General features: G+C 57.7%; 26 protein-coding genes and 1 tRNA gene. 6 read left to right on the top strand and 21 right to left on the bottom strand.

From position 1 onward, the window contains the following. Nucleotides 1-36 precede the first annotated feature (36 nt). From J7656_RS11630 to J7656_RS11605, 6 genes are all read right to left on the bottom strand, one after another. On the bottom strand, nt 37-231 hold the full coding sequence (locus tag J7656_RS11630) for a hypothetical protein (protein ID WP_017342740.1): 195 nt from the start codon (nt 229-231) through the stop codon (nt 37-39). 32 nt (nt 232-263) lie between these two features. Further along, entirely contained in the window at nt 264-1,031 is a 768-nt protein-coding gene (locus J7656_RS11625) for a metallophosphoesterase (RefSeq protein WP_211553379.1), read from the bottom strand. After that, a complete protein-coding gene (locus J7656_RS11620) occupies nt 1,028-1,801 on the bottom strand; it encodes a J domain-containing protein (RefSeq protein ID WP_211553378.1) in 774 nt (257 codons plus the stop codon). The genes J7656_RS11625 and J7656_RS11620 overlap by 4 nt, the downstream gene beginning before the upstream one ends. Nucleotides 1,802-1,906: 105 nt before the next feature. Continuing rightward, nucleotides 1,907-2,164, bottom strand: a complete 258-nt coding sequence (locus J7656_RS11615; protein ID WP_017342743.1) for an MTH865 family protein — start codon at nt 2,162-2,164, stop codon at nt 1,907-1,909. A 113-nt stretch (nt 2,165-2,277) separates the two neighbouring features. Beyond that, on the bottom strand, nt 2,278-2,763 hold the full coding sequence (locus J7656_RS11610) for a DUF371 domain-containing protein (RefSeq protein ID WP_211553377.1): 486 nt from the start codon (nt 2,761-2,763) through the stop codon (nt 2,278-2,280). 79 nt (nt 2,764-2,842) lie between these two features. Then, complete coding sequence (locus tag J7656_RS11605) at nt 2,843-3,673, bottom strand: amidohydrolase family protein (protein WP_211553375.1); 831 nt, start codon at nt 3,671-3,673, stop codon at nt 2,843-2,845. A gap of 145 nt (nt 3,674-3,818) precedes the next feature. Here J7656_RS11605 and J7656_RS11600 point away from each other — a divergent pair, with 145 nt between their 5' ends. Beyond that, nucleotides 3,819-4,286 (top strand): GNAT family N-acetyltransferase, encoded by a 468-nt coding sequence (locus J7656_RS11600; RefSeq protein ID WP_211553374.1) that lies wholly within the window; start codon nt 3,819-3,821, stop codon nt 4,284-4,286. 80 nt (nt 4,287-4,366) lie between these two features. Here the strand turns inward: J7656_RS11600 and J7656_RS11595 are convergent, their stop codons facing one another. Together J7656_RS11595 and J7656_RS11590 are read right to left on the bottom strand one after the other, a co-directional pair. After that, complete coding sequence (locus J7656_RS11595) at nt 4,367-5,554, bottom strand: redox-regulated ATPase YchF (RefSeq protein ID WP_211553373.1); 1,188 nt, start codon at nt 5,552-5,554, stop codon at nt 4,367-4,369. A gap of 707 nt (nt 5,555-6,261) precedes the next feature. Continuing rightward, nucleotides 6,262-7,371, bottom strand: a complete 1,110-nt coding sequence (locus tag J7656_RS11590) for an OBG GTPase family GTP-binding protein (RefSeq protein WP_017342748.1) — start codon at nt 7,369-7,371, stop codon at nt 6,262-6,264. A gap of 201 nt (nt 7,372-7,572) precedes the next feature. Between J7656_RS11590 and J7656_RS11585 the strand changes: the two genes are divergently transcribed. From J7656_RS11585 to J7656_RS11575, 3 genes are all read left to right on the top strand, one after another. Continuing rightward, nucleotides 7,573-7,773 carry a VNG_1110C family protein gene (locus J7656_RS11585; protein ID WP_017342749.1) on the top strand — a complete coding sequence of 67 codons (201 nt, stop codon included), beginning with the start codon at nt 7,573-7,575 and terminating at the stop codon, nt 7,771-7,773. Between the two features lie 160 nt (nt 7,774-7,933). Further along, nucleotides 7,934-8,953, top strand: a complete 1,020-nt coding sequence (locus J7656_RS11580; RefSeq protein ID WP_211553372.1) for an NADP-dependent oxidoreductase — start codon at nt 7,934-7,936, stop codon at nt 8,951-8,953. Between the two features lie 115 nt (nt 8,954-9,068). After that, a complete protein-coding gene (locus tag J7656_RS11575; protein ID WP_017342754.1) occupies nt 9,069-9,971 on the top strand; it encodes a hypothetical protein in 903 nt (300 codons plus the stop codon). A 65-nt stretch (nt 9,972-10,036) separates the two neighbouring features. Here J7656_RS11575 and J7656_RS11570 read toward each other — a convergent pair. The 3 genes from J7656_RS11570 to J7656_RS11560 all read right to left on the bottom strand — a co-directional run bounded on the left by J7656_RS11570 (nt 10,037) and on the right by J7656_RS11560 (nt 11,565). Continuing rightward, a tRNA-Leu gene (locus J7656_RS11570) sits at nt 10,037-10,121 on the bottom strand. Between the two features lie 253 nt (nt 10,122-10,374). After that, nucleotides 10,375-10,755 carry a hypothetical protein gene (locus tag J7656_RS11565; RefSeq protein WP_211553371.1) on the bottom strand — a complete coding sequence of 127 codons (381 nt, stop codon included), beginning with the start codon at nt 10,753-10,755 and terminating at the stop codon, nt 10,375-10,377. 366 nt (nt 10,756-11,121) lie between these two features. Beyond that, nucleotides 11,122-11,565 (bottom strand): hypothetical protein, encoded by a 444-nt coding sequence (locus tag J7656_RS11560; RefSeq protein WP_211553370.1) that lies wholly within the window; start codon nt 11,563-11,565, stop codon nt 11,122-11,124. Nucleotides 11,566-12,340: 775 nt separating this feature from the next. On the opposite strand from J7656_RS11560, the gene J7656_RS11555 reads away from it, so the two are divergent. Then, entirely contained in the window at nt 12,341-12,622 is a 282-nt protein-coding gene (locus J7656_RS11555) for a helix-turn-helix transcriptional regulator (RefSeq protein ID WP_211554575.1), read from the top strand. Nucleotides 12,623-12,653: 31 nt separating this feature from the next. Here the strand turns inward: J7656_RS11555 and J7656_RS11550 are convergent, their stop codons facing one another. The 3 genes from J7656_RS11550 to J7656_RS11545 all read right to left on the bottom strand — a co-directional run bounded on the left by J7656_RS11550 (nt 12,654) and on the right by J7656_RS11545 (nt 14,152). After that, entirely contained in the window at nt 12,654-13,067 is a 414-nt protein-coding gene (locus J7656_RS11550) for a TRAM domain-containing protein (protein WP_211553369.1), read from the bottom strand. Nucleotides 13,068-13,121: 54 nt separating this feature from the next. Then, nucleotides 13,122-13,274, bottom strand: a complete 153-nt coding sequence (locus tag J7656_RS15330) for a DUF7837 family putative zinc-binding protein (protein WP_484494411.1) — start codon at nt 13,272-13,274, stop codon at nt 13,122-13,124. Nucleotides 13,275-13,585: 311 nt separating this feature from the next. After that, nucleotides 13,586-14,152 carry a hypothetical protein gene (locus J7656_RS11545; RefSeq protein WP_211553367.1) on the bottom strand — a complete coding sequence of 189 codons (567 nt, stop codon included), beginning with the start codon at nt 14,150-14,152 and terminating at the stop codon, nt 13,586-13,588. Between the two features lie 251 nt (nt 14,153-14,403). Between J7656_RS11545 and J7656_RS11540 the strand changes: the two genes are divergently transcribed. Continuing rightward, the gene (locus J7656_RS11540; protein ID WP_211553365.1) at nt 14,404-14,889 is read left to right on the top strand and encodes a hypothetical protein; all 486 of its coding nucleotides are present in this window, start codon (nt 14,404-14,406) and stop codon (nt 14,887-14,889) included. Between the two features lie 356 nt (nt 14,890-15,245). Here J7656_RS11540 and J7656_RS15280 read toward each other — a convergent pair whose 3' ends face one another. From J7656_RS15280 to yaaA, 7 genes are all read right to left on the bottom strand, one after another. Continuing rightward, on the bottom strand, nt 15,246-15,662 hold the full coding sequence (locus J7656_RS15280) for an HNH endonuclease (protein WP_425490626.1): 417 nt from the start codon (nt 15,660-15,662) through the stop codon (nt 15,246-15,248). 499 nt (nt 15,663-16,161) lie between these two features. Beyond that, nucleotides 16,162-16,929: a recombinase family protein gene (locus J7656_RS11530; RefSeq protein ID WP_211553362.1), complete on the bottom strand. Its 768-nt coding sequence runs from the start codon at nt 16,927-16,929 to the stop codon at nt 16,162-16,164. A 525-nt stretch (nt 16,930-17,454) separates the two neighbouring features. Beyond that, nucleotides 17,455-17,901 carry a hypothetical protein gene (locus tag J7656_RS11525; protein WP_211553360.1) on the bottom strand — a complete coding sequence of 149 codons (447 nt, stop codon included), beginning with the start codon at nt 17,899-17,901 and terminating at the stop codon, nt 17,455-17,457. A gap of 366 nt (nt 17,902-18,267) precedes the next feature. Then, nucleotides 18,268-20,289, bottom strand: coding sequence for a tRNA-guanine transglycosylase (locus J7656_RS11520; RefSeq protein WP_249191460.1), 2,022 nt, complete (start codon nt 20,287-20,289; stop codon nt 18,268-18,270). Between the two features lie 54 nt (nt 20,290-20,343). Then, nucleotides 20,344-21,897, bottom strand: a complete 1,554-nt coding sequence (locus tag J7656_RS11515; RefSeq protein ID WP_211553358.1) for an ATP-binding protein — start codon at nt 21,895-21,897, stop codon at nt 20,344-20,346. A gap of 2 nt (nt 21,898-21,899) precedes the next feature. Then, complete coding sequence (locus J7656_RS11510; RefSeq protein WP_211553356.1) at nt 21,900-23,141, bottom strand: tRNA-guanine transglycosylase; 1,242 nt, start codon at nt 23,139-23,141, stop codon at nt 21,900-21,902. A gap of 4 nt (nt 23,142-23,145) precedes the next feature. Continuing rightward, complete coding sequence (gene yaaA / locus J7656_RS11505; RefSeq protein WP_211553354.1) at nt 23,146-23,580, bottom strand: peroxide stress protein YaaA; 435 nt, start codon at nt 23,578-23,580, stop codon at nt 23,146-23,148. Between the last annotated feature and the right edge of the window lie 18 nt (nt 23,581-23,598).

Raw genomic sequence — 23,598 nt, 5'->3', positions numbered from 1 at the left:
TCGGCCCGTTCCTTGCCCCCGTCGCGTTCTCCCGCCTCAGCGGATCGGGCCGAGGCCGCCGAGCCCGCCGCCGGACCCGCCCTCCTCCTCGGGTTCGCCGTGGCCCTCCTTCTCCAGTCCGTGCCGACCGCTCGCGGCCCACTCGTCCCGGTCCCAGCCGCACTCCGGGCACTCGCCGTCCCCCCAGTCGAACGGCTCGCCGCAGCCGAGGCAGGCGTTCTCCGTGTTCATAGCTCACAGTACGCACGACAGACCAAAAGCGTTCACAACAGCTCACGGAACTCGCCGAGGGGCGGGAACCGGAGCGGCTCCCCGCCGTCGCTGCCGCCGTCGCCGCCGTCGGGGGGCGAGTCGATCACGACCGGCGCCAGTCGGTCCGCGTCGGTGACGAGCGGGGAGTCGAACGCCGCGGTGCCCATGTCGTTGACGGCCACGCCCGGGGCGAGCCGGGTGAACGCGGGCAACACGAGGAGGTCGGCGCCGCGGTAGGTCCCCTCGCCGCGGAGGACGCAGGGGCGGCGGTCGCCCTCGATCTCGATCGTCGGGTGGACGTGGCCGATCACGTACCGGTCCGCCGGCGCGGACGGGGCCTCGTGGCCGTGACAGACGACGGTTCGAGGGCTGTCGCCATCGGAACTGTCTCCGGACGCCTCGAGGACCAACTCCTCGCGGACCGGTCCGTCCCACGCGTCCGCGAGCGCGGCGTCGTGGTTGCCCGCGACGAGTTCGAGGGCGGCGCCGCTCGCCTCGCAGCCGTCGCGGAGCGCGTCCAAGGCCTCGCGGGCCCTGTCGGTGACCCGGTCGAAGGTGTGGACCGCGTCGCCGGCGACGACGACCGTCGCGGGGTCGAACCGGTCGAGCAGCGCCCCGAGCCGGTCGACGAGGTCAGCGCGCTCGCCGAGCGGGAGCGAGACGGCGGAGGCCTCGCCCCGGCCGACGTGGAGATCGGCGACGACGAGCGCGTCGGCGTCCGAGAGGTACACGGCGCGCTCGGCGAACGCGACGTCGGCGTCAGGGGGTGAGTCGGTCACCGCCCGTACCCGGTCTGACGCTCGCGGCGGCGGTCCGAGTCGCGGTCGGCCGGACCGCCGTCGACGTGGTTGCGGGCGGTCGCGTACGCCTCGCGGACGCGACGGAACGACTCCTCGTCGCCGCCCTGGTCCGGATGGGTCTCCTTGACGCGCTCGCGGTAGGCGCCCTTCACCGCGTCGAGGTCTGCGTCGCGCGAGACGCCGAGCTCGTCGAAGGCGTCGCCGACGGGGTCGGTCCGGCCGGCGGGGCCGCCCGGCCGTGAGGGGCCGGCCGAGCGGCCGGTGGCGGAGCGGGCACCGCCGAAGCGGCCGCCGCCGAAGCGGCCGGACCGGCCGGCGCTCGATCGGGTCGACTCGTCGGTCGCCCAGTCGGGCTCGTCGACGTCGAACGGGAGCCGGCGGCCGAGCCCGCGGCCCGGCATCTCGTGTTCACAGAGGACGGTGTAGACGCCCTCGCCCTCTAAGCGGAAGTAGTCGTGCGCGTCGAAGGTGATCGCGACGCCGCGCTCGGGGAGGTAGAAGGGGACAGAGACGTCGTCGAAGGCGTGGTCCTCCGCGAACCGCTCGCCGGCCGCGGTCAGGTACGTCCGGATCTCGCGGCGGCGGCGCTCGTCGCCGGCGGCGCCGCGGCGGCCGGCCGACGCGGCCGGAGCCGGCACGAACCGGTCCCCGAGGTAGAAGGCGACCGCGACCACCCCGGTGGCGGCGATCCCGAGGCCGACCCCCCAGAGGACCCACCGCGGTACCAGCGTCGTGAGCTCGGCGAACACACCCGCCGTAGCGGCTCCGCGGTAATCAACCTCCCGCCGGCGCGTCGGCTACGGAACCGAAAAGCGCGGAGCGTCGATAGAAACGTTCCGTGGCGGTCGGCCGGCTCAAATCATCCCTTTCGATTCGAGCCCGTCGAGGATGTCGTCGACGAGCTCCTCGGCGGTGTCGTAGGGGAACTCCTGTTCGCTGCCGAGCTTCGCCGCCATCTCCATCGCGGTGAAGCTCACGTCGCCGGCCTCGAACTTCGTCGCCGGGCCGTCCGGCAGCGCGGGGACGAGGTCCATCTGGTTCTCGACGGGGAAGTCTGCGCCGCCGAACGCCTCTAAGAACTGTTCGCGGAGTTCCGCTTTCACGTCGCTCATACACAGTTCATCCCGCGACCCCCGCAAAAGGGTTGCGGAACAACCATAAACTCATTTAGGGTTGTCAGGTTTCGTGACGGCGGCTGGCGACTGAGACGGTTCCGCCGTGGCAGTCACTCGCCAGGCTCGACCGCCAACCGGAGCGTGAGGTCCGCACCGTCGGCCAGCGCGGCGACGAGGTCGCGGTCGAGGTCGGCGGCCGCGCCGTCGCCGTCGACGAGTATCGTGCGCTCGTCATCCGTGTAGTCGCTCGTCCGGCCGACCATCGAACGGTCGTCGAGCAGCGCGAGGTCGGGGTCGCCGCGGCCGGTGATCGTCTCCTCGAACGTCTCGTCGCCGGCGTCGACGACGAGCGTCGCCTCGATCGTCGCGTCCGCGTCTCGACACGCCTCGCGGAACTCGGTCGAGAAGTCCCGAGGCGTCCGGTCGGCCTCGACGCCGACGATGCAGTCGCCGGCAGGGGTGAGCCAGTCGTCGGTCGTGAGCTCGAACGTGCTCGCGTGTTCGGCGGTGACGTTCTCGTGGCCGACCGCGCGGACGACCTCGACGTAGGGGTCGTCGTCGCCGGTCCGCGGGGCGTCTGCATCCTCGTCGCTCATTGTTGGCGGTCGGCGGCGACGCGACAAGTGGCCGTCGCTTCGGCACCGAGGAGCGGCTCGCGGGCTGCGGTGCGCCCCGTCAGACGTCCGCGCCCTCGGCGAGCGCGGGGACGAGCCGGGCGGGGTTCTTCGCCAGCACGCGGGCCATCAGGTCCTCGGAGACGTCGAGGGTGAGCACCTCCATCACGCCGACGTTGGGGTGGACGTCGGGCGCGCCGGAGCCGAAGAGGACGCGGTCGGGGTGTTCCAACACGCCGCGTTCGAGCACCTCGCGGTACCGGACCGCGCTCGTGTCGACGTACAGCCGGTCGTACTCGTCGAGCAGGTCGAGCGTCTCGTTCATCAGCTCGGCGTCTAAGGGGTAGCCCCCGAAGCTCCCTAACACGACCGGGAGGTCGTAGCCGAGCAGCTCCGTCTCGACCGCCTCGGGCGGGAACTCCCGGCCCGCGTGGACGAAGAGGGGGAGGTCGGCGTCCTCCAGCCGAGCCAGCACGTCCTCGTTTGGGAGCCCGTCGACGTGGGGCGCCAGCGTGAACCCGTGGAACCGGTCGTCGTAGGAGTACTGCTCGACGTCGTCCGGCCGGGTGTGGTGGTCGTCGCGCTCGGCGCGGATGTTCCGGACGACCGAGACGGGGCCGGTCCCGGGGTCGCGGGGGCCGTTGAGGCGGGCGAACGCGACGAACGGGCGGTCGATCGACAGCCGGGCGACGGCGTTGTTCGCGCGGAGGTAGCTCCGCCCGGCCGCGCGCTGGCCGGGGCTCGCGACCGCGCGAACGATCCCCGCCTGGAGCATCTCGCGCTCCAGCCGCTCCGGCGAGATGTCCCGCCCGTGGGTGACGACCGACGACTCGTCGGGGTCGAGGGTCGCGCGGGTGTCGACGATCCGGAAGTCGTGTTCGAGCCCGAGCATGGCCGCTCTCTACCGGCCCGTCTCGGGCGACCCGCATGTGCCTGTCGGTCGCACGGCGGGCGCTCGGCCCGCCTCGGCGCCCCGGACGCGACGCCGACGCACGCCGAACGAAGGCTGAAGTGGTCGCCCGCCGTCACCGGGCGGCATGGAACTCGTGGAGGCCGACGAGAGCGACCTCGACGCCCTCGTCGAGCGGTGGTACGACCTCGCGACGGCGATGGAGCGGTACTCGGCGCTGAACGAGATCGCCTACGCGGACGCGGGATCCGTCCCGGACGACGGGTTCCGCGCGCACCTCGACGACCCGGACGTGACCGACTACCTCGTCGTCGTCGACGGCGAGACGATCGGGTTCGTCACCCTCGAAACGGGTGACCGACCCTCCCGAGAGCGTGGCCGGTACCTCGACGTCGTGAACCTCGAAATCGACCCGGAACACCGGAACGAAGGGTACGGCACGGCGGTCGTCGACCGGGTGACGGAGATGGCTCGCGAGGCCGACCGCGACTACGTCACCGTCTCCTGCGAGTGGGGCAACGACGGCGCGCGGCGGTTCTACCGGGACGCGGGGTTCGAGCCCAAACAGGTGACGTACGCGCGCTCGCTGGAGTGAGCGGCGGCAAGGGCTCGGAGCGGGACGCGGCGGAGCCCGGAAGGACCCGGCAGGACCGAGAGGGCGTCGATCCGCCCCGATCAGGGGCCCGCTGTCGAAACGATCTTCACTACGTCGCCCTCGGTGAGTTCGTGGTCCTCGCCGATCCGTCGCGAGGCGCGCGCGTCGACCGCGTGGAGGTACCCCTCGCCGATGTCGGAGTGGACCGCGTACGCGAGGTCCCGCGGGGTCGAGCCCGCGGGCAGGAGGAACGCGTCCGGGAGGACGTTCCCGGTCCCGTCGGTCCACTTGCCGGCGTCCTGGACCGGGTAGGCCGTGATCCGGTCGAGCAGGTCGTAGACGGCCGCGTTCAGCGCGGTCTGAACGCCCGTCCCGCCGTGGGCCGCCATCGACTCGCGGAGCGCGTCGAGGCCGGCGCGCTGGCTCTCGGAGACCTCGCCGACGATCTCGAACGACTCGTCGCCCGGGTCGTAGTCGACGACGCCCGCCTCCGCGGCGCGGCGGAGGGCGAGTTCGCCGTCGGCCGTGGCCGGAATGACCGGCTTGTCGGTCCCCTCGCGGATGCGGTCGACCGCGCCGTCGGGCGCCGCGTCGACCTTGTTCGCGACGACGACGATGGGCTTGGTGCGGCGGCGGACCGCCCGCGCGAGCGCCTCGCGGTCGTCGTCGTCCCACGCCTTCGGGTCGTCGGGGTACTCCAACTCGCGAAGGACTGCGGTCACGTCGCGCTCGGTCGCGCCGAAGCCGGTGAGCATCTCCGACAGCGCCGATTCGAGGTCGAAGTCCGGCGAGCGCGACTGCCGCTCGACGCCCTCCCAGTTGCGGTCGACGATGCCCGCGAGCCAGAGGTCCATCTCCTCCTCGACGAAGTCAACGTCGTCGAGGGGGTCGTGGCTCCCGACCTCCACCGGCTCGCCCTCGGCGTTCGTCGCGCCCGAGGCGTCGACGACGTTCAACACGACGTCCGCGTTGGTCAGCTCGTCGAGGAACTGGTTGCCGAGCCCCTTGCCCTCGTGGGCGCCCGGCACGAGCCCGGCCACGTCGAGCAGCTCGACCGGGACGTACCGTTTCCCGTCGCGGCAGTTCTCCGCCCCGCAGCGCTCCTCGCGGTCGAGGCAGGGGCACTCGGTGCGGACGTAGGTCACGCCTCGGTTCGGGTCGACGGTCGTGAACGGGTAGTTGGCGACGTCGACGTCGGCCATCGTGGCGGCGGTGTAGAAGGTGGACTTGCCGGCGTTCGGCTTGCCCGCGAGCGCGACCGTGAGCATACCCGACGGTCGCGGCCCCGCGAAAAGCGCCTTTCGGTCGGCCGCGGGGGCACGGAGGAAGTATAAATGAGGTCAGACGATGCGGTGGCGCGCGCCTCCGAGCGGCCGTTTTTAAACGGCCGCGAGGAGCACGTGCGAGGGACGCGGTGAGCGCTCAAAGAGCGCGAACCGCGAGGCTGGGGAGGTGTGAGGTGCGGTTGCTGTGCGGGGCGGGACTCAAAGGGGCAGTCGCGAGGCGGGCGCAGGCGAAGTAAGGACCGCAGGGAGGGAGCGAACGAAGTGAGCGACTAACCGAGGACCGCAGCGAGCGTGCGCCCGCCTCGCGGCTGGGGCTTTGGAGGTGTTCGGCGCCGATCCGCTAGCAACCGTTTATAAGCGAGCGGCTGGGGCTTTGGCGGTGTTCGCCGTCAATCGGTATTCACCGACGTACGGCCGAGCGACTGAGGCTTTGGCGGTGTTCGCCGTCGGTCAGTCTTCACCGACGTATGGCCGAGCGGCTGGGGCTTTGGCGGTGTTCGCCGCCGATCCACTGTCAGGTATTTATAAGAGAGCGGCTGGCCGGATTACGGTCATCGTCCCAGTGACACTTGCGTAGAGTTGAGCTGCTAGGGCTTTGTAGGTGGCCACCACCGATCGACTGGCAGCTATTTATAAGCGAACGGAGAGAGCGCCTGATGCGATAGCGCTGCCAACGTCTATTTAAAAGTCTACTTCCGAGCGACGATCCGGAGCACGTCCTCGTCGGCGAGCTCGTGGCTCTTCCCGACCTGCTGGTCGTCGTGTTTCGCGCTCTCACCCGAAACGCGCGCAAATTTAAACCGCTCGTCGAACTCGCCGCCGAGCTTCGAACAGGCGTCGCCCACGGTGTCGCCCTCGAAGAGGATGAGGGGCTCCTCGTAGTCGACGCCGCGCCCGGGCTTGTCCATATAAATTCGAATGACGCCCAGCTCCTCCCAGAGGCGCTCCTTCAGGCCGTCGAGGCCGAGCTCCTTCTCGGCGGAGATGAAGAGCACCTCCTCGGGGTCGAGGTCGCGCTCGCGCAGCTCCTCTTTCACCGTCGGGAGGTAGCTCTTGTCGATGAGGTCCGCCTTGTTGACGGTGACCATCGAGGGGAGGTACTCGCGGTTGTCCATCACGGCGTCGACGAGCTCGTCGATGGTCAGGTCGTGCGGAATCGTCACCTTCGCGTTGACGTAGCCGTACTCGCGGAGGACCTGCTTCACCGTCTCCTCGTCTAAGCTCACGTCGTCGCTCATCGTCACGCCGAGCCCGTCCTTGTGCGTCTTCCGGATGTTGATGTTCGGGGGCTCGGTGTCCAGGCGGATGTTCGTCGCGTACAGCTCCTCGCGGAGCCGGTCGTACTGCTCGATCTCGAAGACAGAGAGCATGAACACGACCAGATCCGCGGTCCGGACGACCGAGAGCACCTCCTTCCCCCCGCCGCGGCCGCCCGCGGCGCCCTCGATCAGCCCCGGCACGTCGAGGATCTGGATGTTCGCGCCGCGGTACTGCAGCATGCCCGGGTTGACGTCCAACGTCGTGAACTCGTAGGAGCCCACCTCGCTGTCGGCGTTGGTGAGGGCGTTGATGAGGGTGGACTTGCCGACGCTCGGGAACCCGACCAACGCGACCGTGGCGTCGCCGTGCTTCTCGACCGCGTACCCGTGGCCGCCGCCGGCGGAGGACTGGTTCTCCAGCTTCTCTTTCTTCTCCGCGAGCTTCGCCTTCAGGCGCCCGATGTGAGCCTCCGTTGACTTGTTGTAGGGCGTCTCGGCGATCTCCTCGCGGAGGTCTTCGATCTCCTCCTCCAGTCCCATTACCCGTTTCTCGGCCGGTCGGCTCGTTAAAGGTGTTCCTTCGAACCGCCCGCCCGGCGGCGGGGACCGAACCGCCCGCCCACGCTCCGCGAACCGCCCGGCTGCCCTCCGCAAACCGACGGATCGTCGCCGGAGGAGTGGTTGGAACGCCGATACTTCGACACGGTTATATCGGCGCCGAATAATCCCAACCCACGCCGAATGCCAGACCCGTCGAGCCTCCGAGACAGCACGCAGATCGTCCTCCCGCGCCGCGCGCTCGACGGACACCGAGAGTGCCTCGAATCCCGCTTCACCGTCACCGTCGTCGAGACGGCCGAACAGTACCGTATCATCGGCAGTCCGGTCGAGATCAAGGCCGCGAGCGACTACCTCACGCGCAACGGCGTCGCCGTCGCGTGAGGCGCTCCGTCGGCGGGCGGCCCGGCGGTCGCGTGTCGGTCCCGCCGCGCGACGGAGAGCCCTCGCGGGGCCGCCGTCGCCGCGCGGGCCGCGGGTTCCGGATCCCCACGGCGCCTGCCCGCGTCAAAACCCTATTGCGTTCCATCCGCCAACGAGGAGCGTGACGAACACCAACCGCGAGTGGCTTCTCGCCGAGCGGCCGACCGGCGAGCCCGACTTGGACAGCTTCGAACTGCGCGAGACGGACGTCCCCGCCCCCGCGCCGGGCGAACTCCTCGTTCGCACCCGGTTCCTCTCGGTCGACCCGTACATGCGCGGCCGGATGCGCGACGCCGAGTCGTACGCGGAACCGTGGGACGTGGGTGACGCGCTCAAGGGCGGCGTCGTCGGTGAAGTGATCGAGTCGGAGAGCGACGCGTACGACGCGGGCGACCTCGTGACCGGCGAGGGCAAGTGGGCCGACTACGCGACCCTCGACGCCGACGACGTCGCGCCGGTCGACCCGAGCGTCGCCGCCCCCGAGGCGTACCTCGGCGTCCTCGGCATGCCCGGGCGGACCGCCTACTTCGGCCTCCTCGAAGTCGGCGAGCCGAAGCCCGGCGACACGGTCGTCGTCTCCGGCGCGGCCGGCGCGGTCGGCTCGGTCGTCGGCCAGATCGCGAAACGCAACGGCTGCCGCGTGGTCGGCTTCGCCGGCAGCGACGAGAAGACCGACTGGCTCACCGACGACCTCGGCTTCGACGCCGCGATCAACTACAAGGCCACCGACGACTACCGCGCCGCGCTCGCCGAGGCGGCGCCCGACGGCGTCGACGTGTACTTCGACAACGTCGGGGGGCCGATCACCGACGCCGTGTTCACGAAGCTGAACCTCGACGCGCGCGTCGCGGTCTGCGGCCAGATCGCGCACTACAACGACGAGGAGGTCCCGACCGGCCCGCGGAAGCTCCCGGGGCTCATTCCGGTGCGGGCGACGGTTCAGGGCCTGCTCGTCAGCGACTTCGCCACCCGGTTCGGCGAGGCGAGCGAGCGGCTCGGACGGTGGGTCGCCAGCGGCGAACTCGGACACCGCGAGACGATCGTGGAGGGCTTGGAGAACGCGCCCGACGCCTTCCTCGGCCTGTTCTCGGGCGACAACATCGGCAAGCAGGTGGTTCGGGTGTCGGCGGGCGAGCCGTAGCCGCACCCCGTTCGAACGCGTCACTCGGCGAGCGCGACTCGGCGGCGGCGGCGGCCGTCGCCGCCGCGAGGGAACCGCCGGCAGGGCTATACGAGGCTGAGATGTATCAACACGTATGAACGTACTCCGCTGGGCCGCGATCGCGATCGTCGGGGCCGTCATCGTCGTCGCCGCCGCGTACGCGGTCTTCGGCGGGGTCCTGATCGGATCCGACGTGGCGTCGTACTCGTCGGACGGCGTCACCGTGTCGGACCTCGCGTACGAGGACACGCTCGACCGAGCCGGCGCGGCAGGGTACGCGGTCGAGCGCGTCGGGTCCAGCGGCTTCCACCCGGAGGGGATCGACGAGCTCGACGCCGAGCTGGGCCCGGAGTACGAGGCGTTCAGGGTCACGTTCGACCACTCGGAGACGAAGCGGCTGTGGGCCACCTTCTACGCGGACGAGGGCGTCACCGTCGTGACCGTCTTCGCGGACGACAACCGCGGCGAGTTCACCGTCGAGGACCTCCCGCCGGAAGCGTGGCTCGTCGATCGGCTCACGCTGCTGTTCGAGATGGACGAGCCGACCGCGGAGGGATACGTCGAGGAACTCCGAGCGGAGGTCCGCACCGCTGACCCCGCCGAGCCCGGAGCGGGCACCCCGGAGGTACGGATCGACGAGCCGGTCGCGTTCCGCGCGACGTACGACGAGCTGAGCGCCCGCGCGACGACGGTCACGGAGCGTTCCTTCCCGGGCACCGGCCAACACGCTCGCGAGTACTACGCGGGCGAGGAGCGGCTCGGCGGGATCGACTTCGTCCTCTCGCGGGCGACCGTCACGCACGAAGCCGACGGGTACACCTACCGCGTACACCTCGATTACCACGGCGGGGTCGAGGTCGACGCCCAGACGCGCGCTTCCCGATCCTTCGAGGAAGACGACGTTCGTGCGACGTTCCGGCGGATGTTCGAGGAGATGGGGATCCCGCCGGAGACGGCCGACCACCTGCGGCTCGAGTACCGCGGGAGCGTGTGGTGAACGGGTCCGTCCCGCCCCTTCGCTCATCCGCGCATACATGCCTCTCACGTTCGTTCGAGGCAGTATGCGCGGGACCGGATTCGAACCGGCGGACCCCTACGGGATAGCGTCCTAAGCGCTACGCCTTTGGCCTGGCTCGGCAACCCGCGCTTATTCTTGCGGTCAGAGCCACCTAATTGCCAACCACAAGGGCTCTAACGCGCCGTGTGCGCATATTTTGCGCTCGCTTATAGCCATTTCGTATCTCGCGGATTTGCTTGTATCGCGGGTGTCTCACCCTGTTTATTTAAAAGTAATCCACGGCGTAGCGTTATGCGACACAGGGATTCGCTCCGCACTTAGGACGCAATCCCGTAGGGGTCCGCCGCTCCGCATCCGGTCCGCACTTGTCCCGCGAGCTATCTCACTTGTCCCTCTGACCGTGATATCGTTTTAATACATCTGCGTCAGACTCGCCCTCGGATTCGGAGGTGGAATTGTCGAATCGAGTCCAATTGATCAGAGCATCGACTCGCAGCTGTAGGTCTCTCTCCAAGTCACTATAATCGAGCTCCCGAGTCTCTTCGTCATACTCGTCGCTGGCATCGTGTCGGCAGAGGTTGACAAGCTCAACACTACCGGTCGCATCTTTCGTCGACCCATTCTCGTGGGAGATCTCGATTAGAATCCTCGTCGGTGAGATACCCTCTCCGAGTTGAATGGTTTCGATTGTCGCCCTCATCGATGGCGTCTCAAAAAACTCCTCGTCTTCTTTGAATCCGTCTGGGTCGTCTTCGTTCGTCATATGCACTTGTCGACGTGGGATCACCCCACATAAAATATTGCAAAATGCTTCGTCGCGCCTTCTCAGACACGATCGTGGCAGATCTAGAAAATCAGATTCGCCCGCTTCTGGGGGTGCCGGTGTTCGGTAGGGCTGCTGTTGAGGCCCGTGCGTTCCCGTCTTGGGGTGCTGGCGGATCGCTCCCTGACCATTCTATTCTGTTCCGTTCGCGGGCAAGGGCATCTGGCTGAAAGTGCCCAGATAGGAGTTCGAATATCGACCAATCAACCACTTCTCATGCCAGATCACCACCGAGGGTAACATACCGATAGCAAGAATATGAGTCTCCACTTGCTTCGGCGATCGTGATGCGAGTAGTCTGAAGTGCTAATCCTCTTTGTCTTCCCTGAACGGCTCTGTAGCTGAATCAGCGGCTTCGGCGGTTTCCAATTCGTCTATCGCATTAAACGAGACGTATTTTTCCTCTATCCTGCGGAGCGTTTGTTTGCCTTTGACGCCTTCTGCTGTCCCTTGTGGCTTATGCGACCCCATTCCGAACATTAGAGAAACATCACTCAATTCCACGTATTCCTCTACATCTTCGAGAAGAAAACCAGGGGGGAAGGATGTAACGTCGGCCACCGTCCCTCGAATAATGTGACTGTTCTGCCGGATCTTCCCTCTGTCACCTGATTCAATTCCGCCGACGTTGACCGAGTGTGTCCGAATTAGGATTTCCTCGCCCTTGTAGTCCTTCCAAAACTCGTAGTAGTCGGACGCACCGTCCACTAACTTTGAGAGTGGCCCGAGAGCCGCTGAAGGGTCTGTCATAATCAAAAGAAGAAGTGATTGTTACATAGTGGTTTGGCTAGGCTACATTCTATTATCGAAGAACAGGTCAAACAGCCAGCTAATAGCTACCAGCAAACCACCACCGAGAAGGATCAACGCGGCAGCACCAGTAGTTCCGACCATCGGAAGGAGAACAGAGAACGGGCCACCGGGATCGGAGCGGATTGCCCATCGGTAAACAACCCCCGCGGCCATAGCAACGAGAGCTACACCACCAATACCTACACTAAGTTGTTTCACCGGAATCTCTGTCATAGGGTAATATTCATCAAGCTGTGATAGTGGTCTCACGAGCAAAAGTAGAGTCGTAGATGCTTTGTTGAAACCCTCATCAGTTGATAGTTTCGCTCCCTCACTCGCTCAGTACAGCTGAAGTACGGATCGGTCAATACAGTGAACTCAGTTAGAAGGCTCCGAGGAGACCGGCTCCACCAGTCACAATCATCGTGACGCCAAGCAAGAGGATCATGATCTGCTGCGGGCCGAGGGCGTCATACCCTATCATAGAACGGAGTACCACGGGCTGTATATTAGTTCTATGCTCCGAGCAATTAGGACAGTTCGTACCTTTCAACGACCAGCCGTTTCAGACAAGAATATCTCTGAAGAAGAACGTTTCAACAAAGCCAATAGGATGACTCTGCTGAATTCCATGACATAGCTGTTCCGGAGTGAATAGTTCAACAAATATGATATCAGAGCGTCATTTCGAAGATCAATAGTATTTCAAAACATGAACACCAAAAGTGAAGATATGTATGATCTTACTGGTTTTCAGCGCGACTTGCTGTACGTAATCGCCGGCCTTGATGATCCACACGGGCTCGCAATCAAGGACGAACTTGAGAACTACTATGAAAAGGAGATTCACCATGGTCGTCTCTACCCGAATCTCGACACGCTTGTTGAGAAGGGACTTGTCGAAAAAAGTCAACGCGATAGACGGACCAACGAGTACACTACCACACGTCGGGGTAGTAGAGAGATTCAGGCGCGAGCTGAGTGGGAAGCCGAGTACATCGATCACAGTTCCTGACCAGCTCAGTACAGAGAATCAACACTTCAGACTACTCGTAATAACTGATGCGCTCGACAACTTCCGCGAAGGCCACATTCTCGCGGACATCGGTAATCTCGATAGTAACACGCTCGCTTTGTTTGGTATCGGGAACAATGACGACGAACCCACGCTCTACACGGGTGATACCGTCGCCCTGGTCACCAATATCTTCGATCTCGACTGTACGTTGTTCGCCCTCTTCGACAGGGGGCGTTTGTGGCGTTTGCTCGGGCTGTTGATCGGTGTTCGTATTCTTGGCCCCGTTGGTCTCGGGTGACGGCAGGACTGCCACACGATACGTCTTGTCTGCCTGTAGCTCGCCAAGAGTGATCTCTTGCTGTGGTACCTCAACCACATATGACCCATCACGCTCTTCGACTTTACCCGAGAACAGACACCGAAGTTGCTTTGAAATCTCCATTTGAAGAACTTACAGCGAATACGCGACGAAGAGCACTTTATTCTGCTGTCTGCGCTACTCCGGGGCTACGACATCCTCACACATCGGGCACTCGGTCCACACACCCACAGTGCCGTCGTCCTTTTCGTATTCAACAAGAATCCACGCTTCCGAGATATCCTCACCACAGTTTGGACAGTGACCGAGGGACGACTCGTCAGCGTTCATGGAAGGGTGGAAGGAGCGTGTGACAGTGTTCCTTCCAAATTAATTTTATCCGGGCTCGAAGGTAAGCCTTTGGCGGCTTTACGGGTTGAACGCACCGGATTTCTGGCAGATACAGATCACCGGCTTTGTTGAACTCCTCAAGCGGTGATATATTTCCGTTGTCGTGCTGAATATAGACGTTGTAGTCAGCATCAAAACGGCGTTGTTTTCTAAAAATAATCATCGAACAACCGATAGGTGTTGCCGGCGTGTCAGACGGTGATCCTACAAATAATATTTCAAATAATCATTACTGACTATCTCAGCAATAACTACTCGGAATTATTGGTGAGATATGTTTGGCTGTATTGGCAATACAGATTGTACGATATCTCCACAAGATTAGCCGCAAGAAGGGCGGTTAGTACAGGAATCAGTAAAGATCGTATGTCGGATGTGGTGAGTATCCAACCTACCAAACCGAATAAAGAGATGAGAATATCCGGGTGGTAATGAAGAATCCCACCCGTAGCAAGCAGAAAAAGAATACGCAAAACAAATTCTCGAAGCCGTCCTGAATTAATATGACTTTCCCAGTCGCTGGTTAGGCCAGCAATGAGAATTATGATTGCTTCTACAGCAAGACCAAGTAAGTAAGCGGTCTTGCCTATAATCAACGGACTTCCCACAAAGAGAGACCCAGATCGGGCAGTACTCGAATACCAAATAGCATTAATAGTATATCCGAACGTCATGACAAAAAGAACCGTAGTCACGCCTCCGAAGAACCACGCACCTAATCTACAACCAACCAGATGAAAAATACCAGTAATACTCAGTGGGAATACTATCACTACGGCCATAATCAACATTTCTAAACTACTGAACACTTCTGGCATGGCAATTGTTTTGGGATAGAATAATAAATAATCAACTGACACGACATTTCGGTTCAACGAACTATCCTATAAGTAACTGGTATGCACATCAGTCGTAGTTAACAACTATTCACTCCACAAACTAACCTCGTTTCGTAACACGTTCGCGCCTTGTATTCAGCACGCCGTTTATATCAGGGTTGGAGGATTTCAACAGAGCCATCTATTCCTACACCTTCTGTTTTTGTAGCGTCCTGTGCTAACCTTTCATAATGGCAGACGGAATCAGTGACTGGGCGCGTTCCCGACTATGGCGAACTAAGTATTGGTGGGAGAGGCTTCTCATTTGGGTAGGTGGGGCAATAGCGAGCGCGGCACTACTATGGTTTGTAGGACAGGCACTCTGGTCATACGCTGAGACAGTAATTCAGAACGGCTCGTTCATCCTCCAAACGTTCATATCCAATTTATGGACCAACATTACCAGTGGTCTAACCGGTGAAAGTGGGGCCATCAATCTGATAAATATCGTATTTGTCACCGCTATAGTGACGTTCCTTGGATTTGTACAGAAATTCAGGAATACAGACTCTCTTTGGGGCTATTGGGGAGTAGTGTTGATTATCGCGGCATTCGGGCTGTTTCGACTGAACATTCAGATATTGTCGGGCAGTCGGATGAACACACTCGTCATATTAATAGTCGGGTTAGCTGGGATTGGTCTTTTGTACGACCAGACGGGCCTATTCGGCGATTAACTTCGCTTCAGAGTTCGATTTTGGCATTGGCGCATCTACTGGTAGATGCTGACTTCTGGCGTTCCAAATCCATATGTCACCAACACTGATCGCCACGAAGAATGTGTGGTACCAATCACTACTTGACCTCGTCTTGGTACTCACGCCACACGGTACAGCTCAACCCGTTCTGCCCCGCTCATCGTGTCTTCGTCCGCCTCGTCATAGAACGAGAGTAACTCCGGACCATCGGCTCCTTCGCGCGGCGCTCCTCGCACCCGATGGGCGCTCGGAGGCGCGCGCCACCGCACCGCAGATTACTCGTCAGTCTCCCTGTACTGAGCAATTGAGGGAGGAAACTATCAAATCCTGAGGATTCACTCAGCACAAGTGGCCTCTCTTTCTGTCACATGATAACCAATATCGAGCAAAAAGTTGGGGAATGTTCGTTGCGGAGGATTTCTGAGAGTATCTCTTAATGACGTATGAGTTTGAATCGAGGTGGGGTCCGGGAATGACCCGGCAACTGTTCTGGCAATAGACTGTGCGTCGATATCTGTGATATTCGCTTGTCGCCACCGAAAGCTCCTCACTTCTTGTTTTATACGGTCAATATATCCTAACGGATCGTCTGGTGTTTCCACATCACCATTATGTACTCGGTCATGGCAGTGACTGCACATCGTAACGAGGTTGTACTTTTCATGGGTTCCGCCTCGACGACGTGGAACAATATGATGGACTTCGAGCGAGACGTTTCGCATATCCTCATGTCTTTCGCAATTCCGACACATGTAATCATCTCTGCGGAGAATTTCTCTACGTCGGTTTCTCCAATCAGCGGGAAGAGGTCTTGACATATGGTACTAACTCCGATTTTCATTCAATAAATTATTTTTCCTCGTGCCAGATACGCGTCCTACATCTTGTACGTCGTTTTAAACACTATCTGTAACTGGTGGGACTCGACGAGGCAAGTTCGCAGTTCTCACCGAACAACTGTTTTAGGCTAGGATGTGTCTAAAGAGTAGGATTTCAAGAGAGCCAAAAATTTTATTCATCTAATAAACTTCTAAGACAGTGGCGGAGATAAGATCGGCAGGAAAAACGTCTACGCGGCCATGCCGCGGAGGACGAACCAATCCTGTCGGAAACGACTCCGCTGGGCCCTACACCATGAGAAACATCCTTATTATGGCGTAATACCAGTGATTGAGATTCTACGTTATATGTAGAGTCACCATCATCACATATTCATTTACGGGGGTTGTCCATCGATCCAAAGAGCGTTTCCTAGGAGTCTGTCGGAGTCCTCAAGTTATCGCTACTACTCGACACTGTTTCGAGAGCTTCAGCGACACGATCGTCCTCGGCTCGTCCGTCAAGGTACCATGATCGCCGCTCGTCATCCTGATCGATTCGGCTCAACGTCTGTCGGGTCGTCGCCATCGATGCAGCTGCAGAATTGTATGACTCTCCCTCCTCGATGTCGACGAGCGCTTCCCGCATTTCGAGGTATCCCACTTTGCCCTCTCCTGGGTTGATTAGTGGTCGTAGGTATCCCAGTTCGTTCCGGTCAAATCCCGTGGGAACTTCGCCCAACCACTTGCCCTCTTTTCGTGCTCTTTTTACTCCTGAATTGATCCGACTGATGAGCTTTCTGCGTTCCTCCTCGGCAACTGCCGCGCTTATATCTGCGATGAGCTTGCCGGTGCCGTCGGGTAGGATAGTGTCTGTCCACCCGTTCGTGACATTCACGATCGTGTCGGCGTCAGCTGCCACTTCAAAGAATCGCTGATACGTGCTCCCGAGTCTCGATAATCGACTGATCTCCCACGTGATCACCCGCTCATAATTGCCTGCTTCGACGTCGTCGATGAGTGAATTGAATTGTTTGCGCCCGGGGTCGCTACCTGATTCCGCGAGGTCGACGTACCACTCAATCTCGGTCGGAGCATGTCCGTTTTGCTTGGCCCATTCGTTGATATCGTCCCGCTGGTGGGATGTCTCTTGCTTGTCGGTGGATGCTCGTACGTACGCAGCAATTTGATCGGATGTCATCTACATCCTCAGATTAGTGATCTATTCTTATAAAAGACGACACCCGTGTACACCTGTTCACGGTCTAGTGTCCGCATACATTGGTGACTAGGATGATGAGGTTCTGTGAAATCCTCAATAGGAACTACGTTTGTCTCGTTACGGCAATACAGGGGAATCAAGAATCGCTCAGTACAGTGAATCAGTTAGAAGACTCCGGCGAGGCCGGCCGCACCACTCACAATCATGCTGACGCCGAGCAAGAGTATCAAGATTTGTCGGAGACTGAGAGCGTCATACCCTGTCATAGGATCAGGTATGACGGATTGTTATTAGTTCTATGCTCCGAGCAATAGGATGGTTCGTACTCTTCAGCAACCAGCTGTTTCAGACAAGAAGATATCTGAAAAAGGAGATACAACAGATTCGAATAGACTGTTGCCACAGATTAAGACAACAGCACCTCGGTCATCCGTACAGTGCTACGCGAAAAATTCGAAAATAGAATCAAAAAGCAGTGACGACAACGCACAGCAGAACTAATCGCTATTGGCCAGAGTCTCGGCTCCACAGAATCGAATCTGCCTTAGCTTCTGGTGAACCCCATTCACCCCTGAAGTCGAACTCCTCGAATGAGCTTGTCATCCGGCCATCGAACCATAATGTTGACTCAAACTCCGTACCATCGTCACCAATGTAATGCCCATGCACTGCCCTCATCGCTTCATACACGAGTGTTAGCGTGGCAGTGGTCTCCCTCCCCATTACGGATGTCTCTTTTTGGAACTGAAGTTCATGCTTCTCGTCATCCTGATCGGCCACCCTGACCACGATTTGATCGTCCTCGTTTGTTACTTCGGCATCAAGGCGGTTCATATTGATTTTGTCTCTGGCACCGCTGACGTTTCCGCTTACGGTTGAGTGAGCGACTTCACGGACGTCTGCCCATTTTCCGGTCGCAACACCAGCTTTCTCCACAGCGAGGTAGTCCACTGCTTCAGCGGGCGTCATGTTGTACGAAAACTGCTCACTGAGTATATGAACAACTGTCTCGTACAATTCTTCTCTGCTTTCCTCTTCGCTGATAGCATTTTGTGTCATAACGACATATGTTGGTTGTTCCTACACCAGTATAAATGTTGGCTCTACCTACAATAGTCGTTATTGCCGACACCAGAAGGGCTGCAAGTTCTATAGTTGATAGTCGAGTTCTGCCTATTAGATACCTAAGCTAATGATTGGTGTATACTCTTTAGCGACCAACTGTATCAGAAGAAGATGTCTCTGAAGAACAGGATTTCAGATCCGCTGATCTGAGTCAGTAAGGTCGTACACCACCCGGATGCGGGCTTAGTTGATCTAATTCCGGGTTTGGGGTGCTAATTCTTCCTCAAGATAGTCTGCCAATTGCTGAAGATTCGTTGTACGGAAGTGTTCTGTCAACGCTCGCATTTCGGGTTCACGAGGCAAAACTACACCTTCGCCATACTCTTCCAAGGATCGCTTGATGACTTCACGATATGTCTTACTCGTGGCGTAGCCAACAATTACATCGAAGTCACCGCCAAAACGATTTAAATATTCGACGAGTCGATTTTTGATGAGATTCTGACGGTCTGTTTCGGCATCAGTTAGGACGTATTCGTATGATTTGATCGGTGAAATATTCTCAAATTCTTCAGGGACAGGACCGTACATCCCTGAAACGGTGACTTTGTGTATTTCATCCTTCCATTCGGTAGTCGCGTCAGCGACTACTCGGTGAGTGCGGGAATTTGAGTACGGCTTGGTTTGACTGCAGGGTATGATCAGAAGTACTCGTTCGTCACCCGGACAATAGTCGTCACGCTCTAAGACATTGAAGTCCTCGGGCGTGTACTCAAGAGAGATCTCGTGGCTTTCAACCGGAAGGTCGACATTGAGGCGTTCCTGCTCTCCGTCCGCCCGTTCAGCGACGAGTCTGTCGTAACCACGTTCTCGGAGTTCTGTAGCCAAATCTCTGTCGCGGACAGTAGCCCGTTTGAGTGCCTGTCTAATGCCGCCTACATCATTACGGGCCATCTTAGCGACGTAGTCGAGGAGTTCACCATCTCCCTGTTGGATAAGATTGCGGACATAGTCCATCTCGTCTTGATAAACGTGGAAGTTGTGATACCCCATTAGCGCGTAGAAATCGCTCTTCATATGATCTCCGCTCTGGTCATACGATTTGCTGTCGAATAGGGTGGACTGCATCTGGTCATACCCAATCTCGCGGAGTGCTTCGCAAGCTGAGCACTGGCAATCCCAGTCGTCGGGGATCTGATCGGCAGAGAACTTTGACCAGTCCGCTGCCCAGCGCGCTTCAGATGTCCGTTCTATGTCGACACCAAAATCGCCAAGATCGTGGCTATCCGAATCTGGGTGCCGAACGGTCGTACCGTCGTCAACACCGATTTCGCGGTTGATGAATTTCTTGAATTGGGCAGCACGGATGTAGCTAGATGAATCGAACGAGTCTGCACCCAGAAGAGCAAGAAGTGCAGTGAACTTCCCACTAATGCCGAACAGGTGCAGTCCGAGGTCGTCTACCCGATTTTCAGGAATTGCATCCTTCGCACCCTGTACAATATCAACGAGTGTTTCTACGTTGGTGCGGAGTGGAACTAGCGACCCTACTGCAAACCCTTCGAACGCGTTGTCAAGGTCTCCTGCCCGGTCAAGAAACGTACCAACATACCAGTTGATCGTTTCGTAGTCGTGGCCATGAATGGCCACATAGACTGCTGGTGACTCATCTCTTTGTTCAAGAAGCTCAAGACAGCGTATAGCACTATCAATACTGTCTTCCATTCGCTGAGTCGTCTCTTCCTCGTTGAGATTCGGTGGAATGGGGTAATCTAGTGTGGCAATTATGTCCGCGCCGTAGTCAAGTTGTAATTCAAGGATGCTCTCAGGATTGGTGTATATCGACCAGTCGTTATCTGAACCACCCTCCTCAGGTCTATCTCCGAACGTATCGGAATTCAGCAGTTTGAATCCGCCAGAGTCAACAAACAACGGCTTGGTAAAGTCTTCCGGCTGATCATGATATGGCTTAACTGGCTCATGCCCAGTGAAATGCTCATGAAGAGACTTTGATCGCCAGTTATCGAGAGAATCGGGAGAGATGTTAAAATCGAGGAAGCTCATCGCTTGAAACATCGCTCCCTGAAAATCCGGTTCGCCGAATAGGTGATTCCGAAGTCGGCTCCATATTCCCCCTGATTTCTCATCTGGTCCGCCTATGAAATTGACAACTGGGAAGAACGCTGGCGTTTCCACATCACCGTGAGGAGTGTGGAGAGTTCCGGTTCGAGCATTACCGGCCTCGTCAGAAGATGTAGTCTCAAACGATGCCATTCTATGGCTTTTGATTGAAGTCGGAATGTGATAAAGTCGGCTACCTGCAGCCGTCTACTGAAACCGTTGTTCGACAGAAACGATATGGATATTATGCTTTCGACCGTTCTGATACTCAATCCGACCTGTATTGAGGTCAAATGTGATATCTCCCCCATGATATCCATGACGCTCAAGTTCACTCAGTTGGTCGGGGTCACCATACGACCAGCAGATGATTTTATCAACAGACTCCAAAGGCTTGTCTGCCTCAAAATGGTCTGTGAGTTTATGATGGATCGAACTCGCATAGAGTGAATCATCCTGCTTGACGAGTGCGTTAACCTCTACACTGGGGTCGTAGTCCTCAACGACAATCTTAGGGAGAGCACCTTCCCGGTTTGATCTTTCAAGACCGAGAACTACCTCAGCATCATTAGAGGGAGTAAACTGCTCACGATCGAGAATTCGCTTCTCACGGTCTTCGACTGAAGACTGTTGAGATTCTGCTCGACGCGAGAGTTTGGCCTTTCGTCGCTGATTGAGATAATCCTTGAACCAAGGATCAGAAGCTATTTTGGAAAGATAGTGGCTCAATTCTTCTTTAATTGCTTGGTAGATAGAGCTCGATTTGTTCCGGATTTTCTCACGGTTCGCAGAGAGCTCAATATCTTGGCAGTTTGCCACGAAAAAGAAGTGGAGGAACTCGTTGTCATGTGAGATGACTTCGTTGACACGTTCGACTTTGATATAATCCTTAGCAAGCCAGATCCCGAATTGCGCTGAATGCTTCCCGTATGTTGGGAGTTCGTTGCGAGCATCTTTCCCACCAATCATGCCTACTACTTCGATAATTGCTGTATCTCCGTCATCAGTCTCCACCGTCAGCTCACGAGGTGGATAGTGCTTACACATCCTTGATTCCGGAAATTTTCCTTCTCCGGGCTCAATCTGTTCATCGGGAAATTCGAGTTTATTATCTAATTTGAGCGTTTCCTGGGTATCGTCGATCTCGTCACCCAACGTGATATATATATCCATCTCGTGATAGTCATCTGTGAAGTAGTGAGCGGTGGATCCTGCAAGCGTCTTCCATTTCAAATAGTGTTCAATTTTATTATAAGTAAGTGAGGAAGGAGAGAATCCACGTCCGGATTTGAATCCGGTAATGCGGATGTGAGTCCCGTTATTACCCTCCTTCACCGAGCGTTCTCTAACTTCGTATTCAGGCATTACTCGGTTGTTGAGTTTTTCCCAGGGCTGTTCCATTTGCGCACGGAGATTCGTTCCTTCTTTGGAAGTATTGACGAGTACCTCCTCGCTTTTATAGAATATTTTTGTCCCATGTCCTTTGTAGCCGATGGCATCAGAGGACGGGTCTCGTTTCGTCGAATTGCCCAAATCGAAGAAGGATTCTAGGTCAGCATAGTCCATCCCGTCACCATCATCTTCGATCACGATCTCGGATCCAATCGGTCTGTCTCTAATCGTAATCTCGACCTCAGTAGCCCCTGCATCGTAGCTATTAGACAGGGATTCACGGATTACTTCGAGCGGATCTTCGAAGTCACTCGCAATTTCTAGGAACTCGTTTACTTCATTTACCTGGGGAGTTTTTGTTGTTGACATTGTTAGAAGTATCCTCCAAGAGAATCATTCACAACCCTGTGTGCATGCTGCTGCATCGATTTGTGACGGCTGAGCGATTGTTCGAAATATTCAATCAAACCGTCGGTTCCCGACTTGCTGATTGCTTCCCTAACGCGACTGATTTCCTCTTTCTGTATTATGAGGTTATGCATTGATACTGCTCCAAGCTTGTCTTTCTGATACTCGGCATCACCCTCCATCCAATTCACAAGCTTGTCGTCAGAGCAGACTGGGCAATCACAGTTTGAGAAATCAACGTCATCAAGCGGTTCTGTATTGTACAACGACGTATGATACTTCCCGTTAATTGCAGCGTGAAGATAAGACGATGAGTCGAATGTATCCGCACCAACTGCTGCAAGCAGTGGAATTGCGCTTGAAGAAATACCAAGGACGTGTAATGGAAGATCATCAAAGCCCCAGTCGTCGAGGACTTCTCTGCAGTCGCTCACCGCAGTGATCAACTTACCCTTGTTATCTTTAAGCGGAACCAGGCTTCCGAGAGCTACGCCGTCAAATTCTCGGTGTACACGGTTTTTTCCAATTACTTTCTCAATCTCGGTGAGAAACGTATTCAGCATAGAGTAGTTGTACCCATGAAGAGTTAGGTACCGTGTCTGTTTCTGTCGGTCAGTCAATTCAAGGAATTGATCGACATTTTGTGCCGTCATACGTGCTTTTTGAATCCGAGTTTCGTAATCATCATCAGGCTCAATTGGGCGGTCAAGATTCAAAACGAGGTCAGCACCAAGCTTACGTTGAATCTCTATAATTGTCCTCTGATCGACATCGACTTCAAAATCACTACCATCCAATGTCTTGTCTCCGAGGAATTTGAACCCCCCTGAATCAATAAATAGAACGCCGTCAAAATCAAACAGGTCTCTCTCCTTGATTGGAGTGTCAATGTACTCTTCATATCGCTCTTTTGTTATCCCGTAGTCAGTTAAAGAAGCCACAGACGTCATCACGCCGTCAAAGTATTCGCTGTAGTCACCGCCGTTTATGACTTCATCTCCGTTCATGAACTCCTTCATTGTGCGATGTATGCCTCCCCCGTACAGGCTTGATGAGGTCCCCCCTGCGTAGAAATTCACTACAGGAAAGAGATTTGGTGTTTTTAATTCTGTGTCTCCAACTTGGAGTGTCCCAGTGCGTGCTGCTCCTGCTTGATTAGCAATCTCAAATCCATTATTATCATGCTGTTTTTGTTTGAATCCCATTCAGTCAGTCTCCCCGGATGAACTTCTTGAGTTTCCCACCCTTTTCGCCAATACCACTCCCAGAGATCTCACTCACTTGCCCTTGGTAATCATGAATTTCTCCGATTGAACTTCGATACTCGCGGGCCATATTAAGAACGATCCGGTTGTATTCCTTTTGTTGTACCAGTTCTTGTAGATTCATTGTGACAGACTCTCGAAGGTCCGCAGCTCGTGATTGAGTCATCTGGCGGTCATAGGATCGAATCTTCTCATTAGGTTTGAGAAGACCATGCTTTGCAGATAGAATTCGAATATCGATATCAGATCGAAACTCTCCTTCTCTTATAGCCTTCTTGATAATTTTATAAAAATATCCATCATATACATCAAGAGCCGGAGTGGGCGTAGAGACTGAGTTTTTGGTGTCTGAACAGGATTGTACCAGAAGCGTTGTCATTGCAACCGTATCGATCCC

Origin of the sequence: Halorubrum ruber, from assembly GCF_018228765.1 — an archaeon.
Classification (GTDB): domain Archaea; phylum Halobacteriota; class Halobacteria; order Halobacteriales; family Haloferacaceae; genus Halorubrum; species Halorubrum ruber.
Note: the sequence above shows the minus strand (reverse complement) of the source record. Positions and strands in the feature narration are given on the sequence as shown.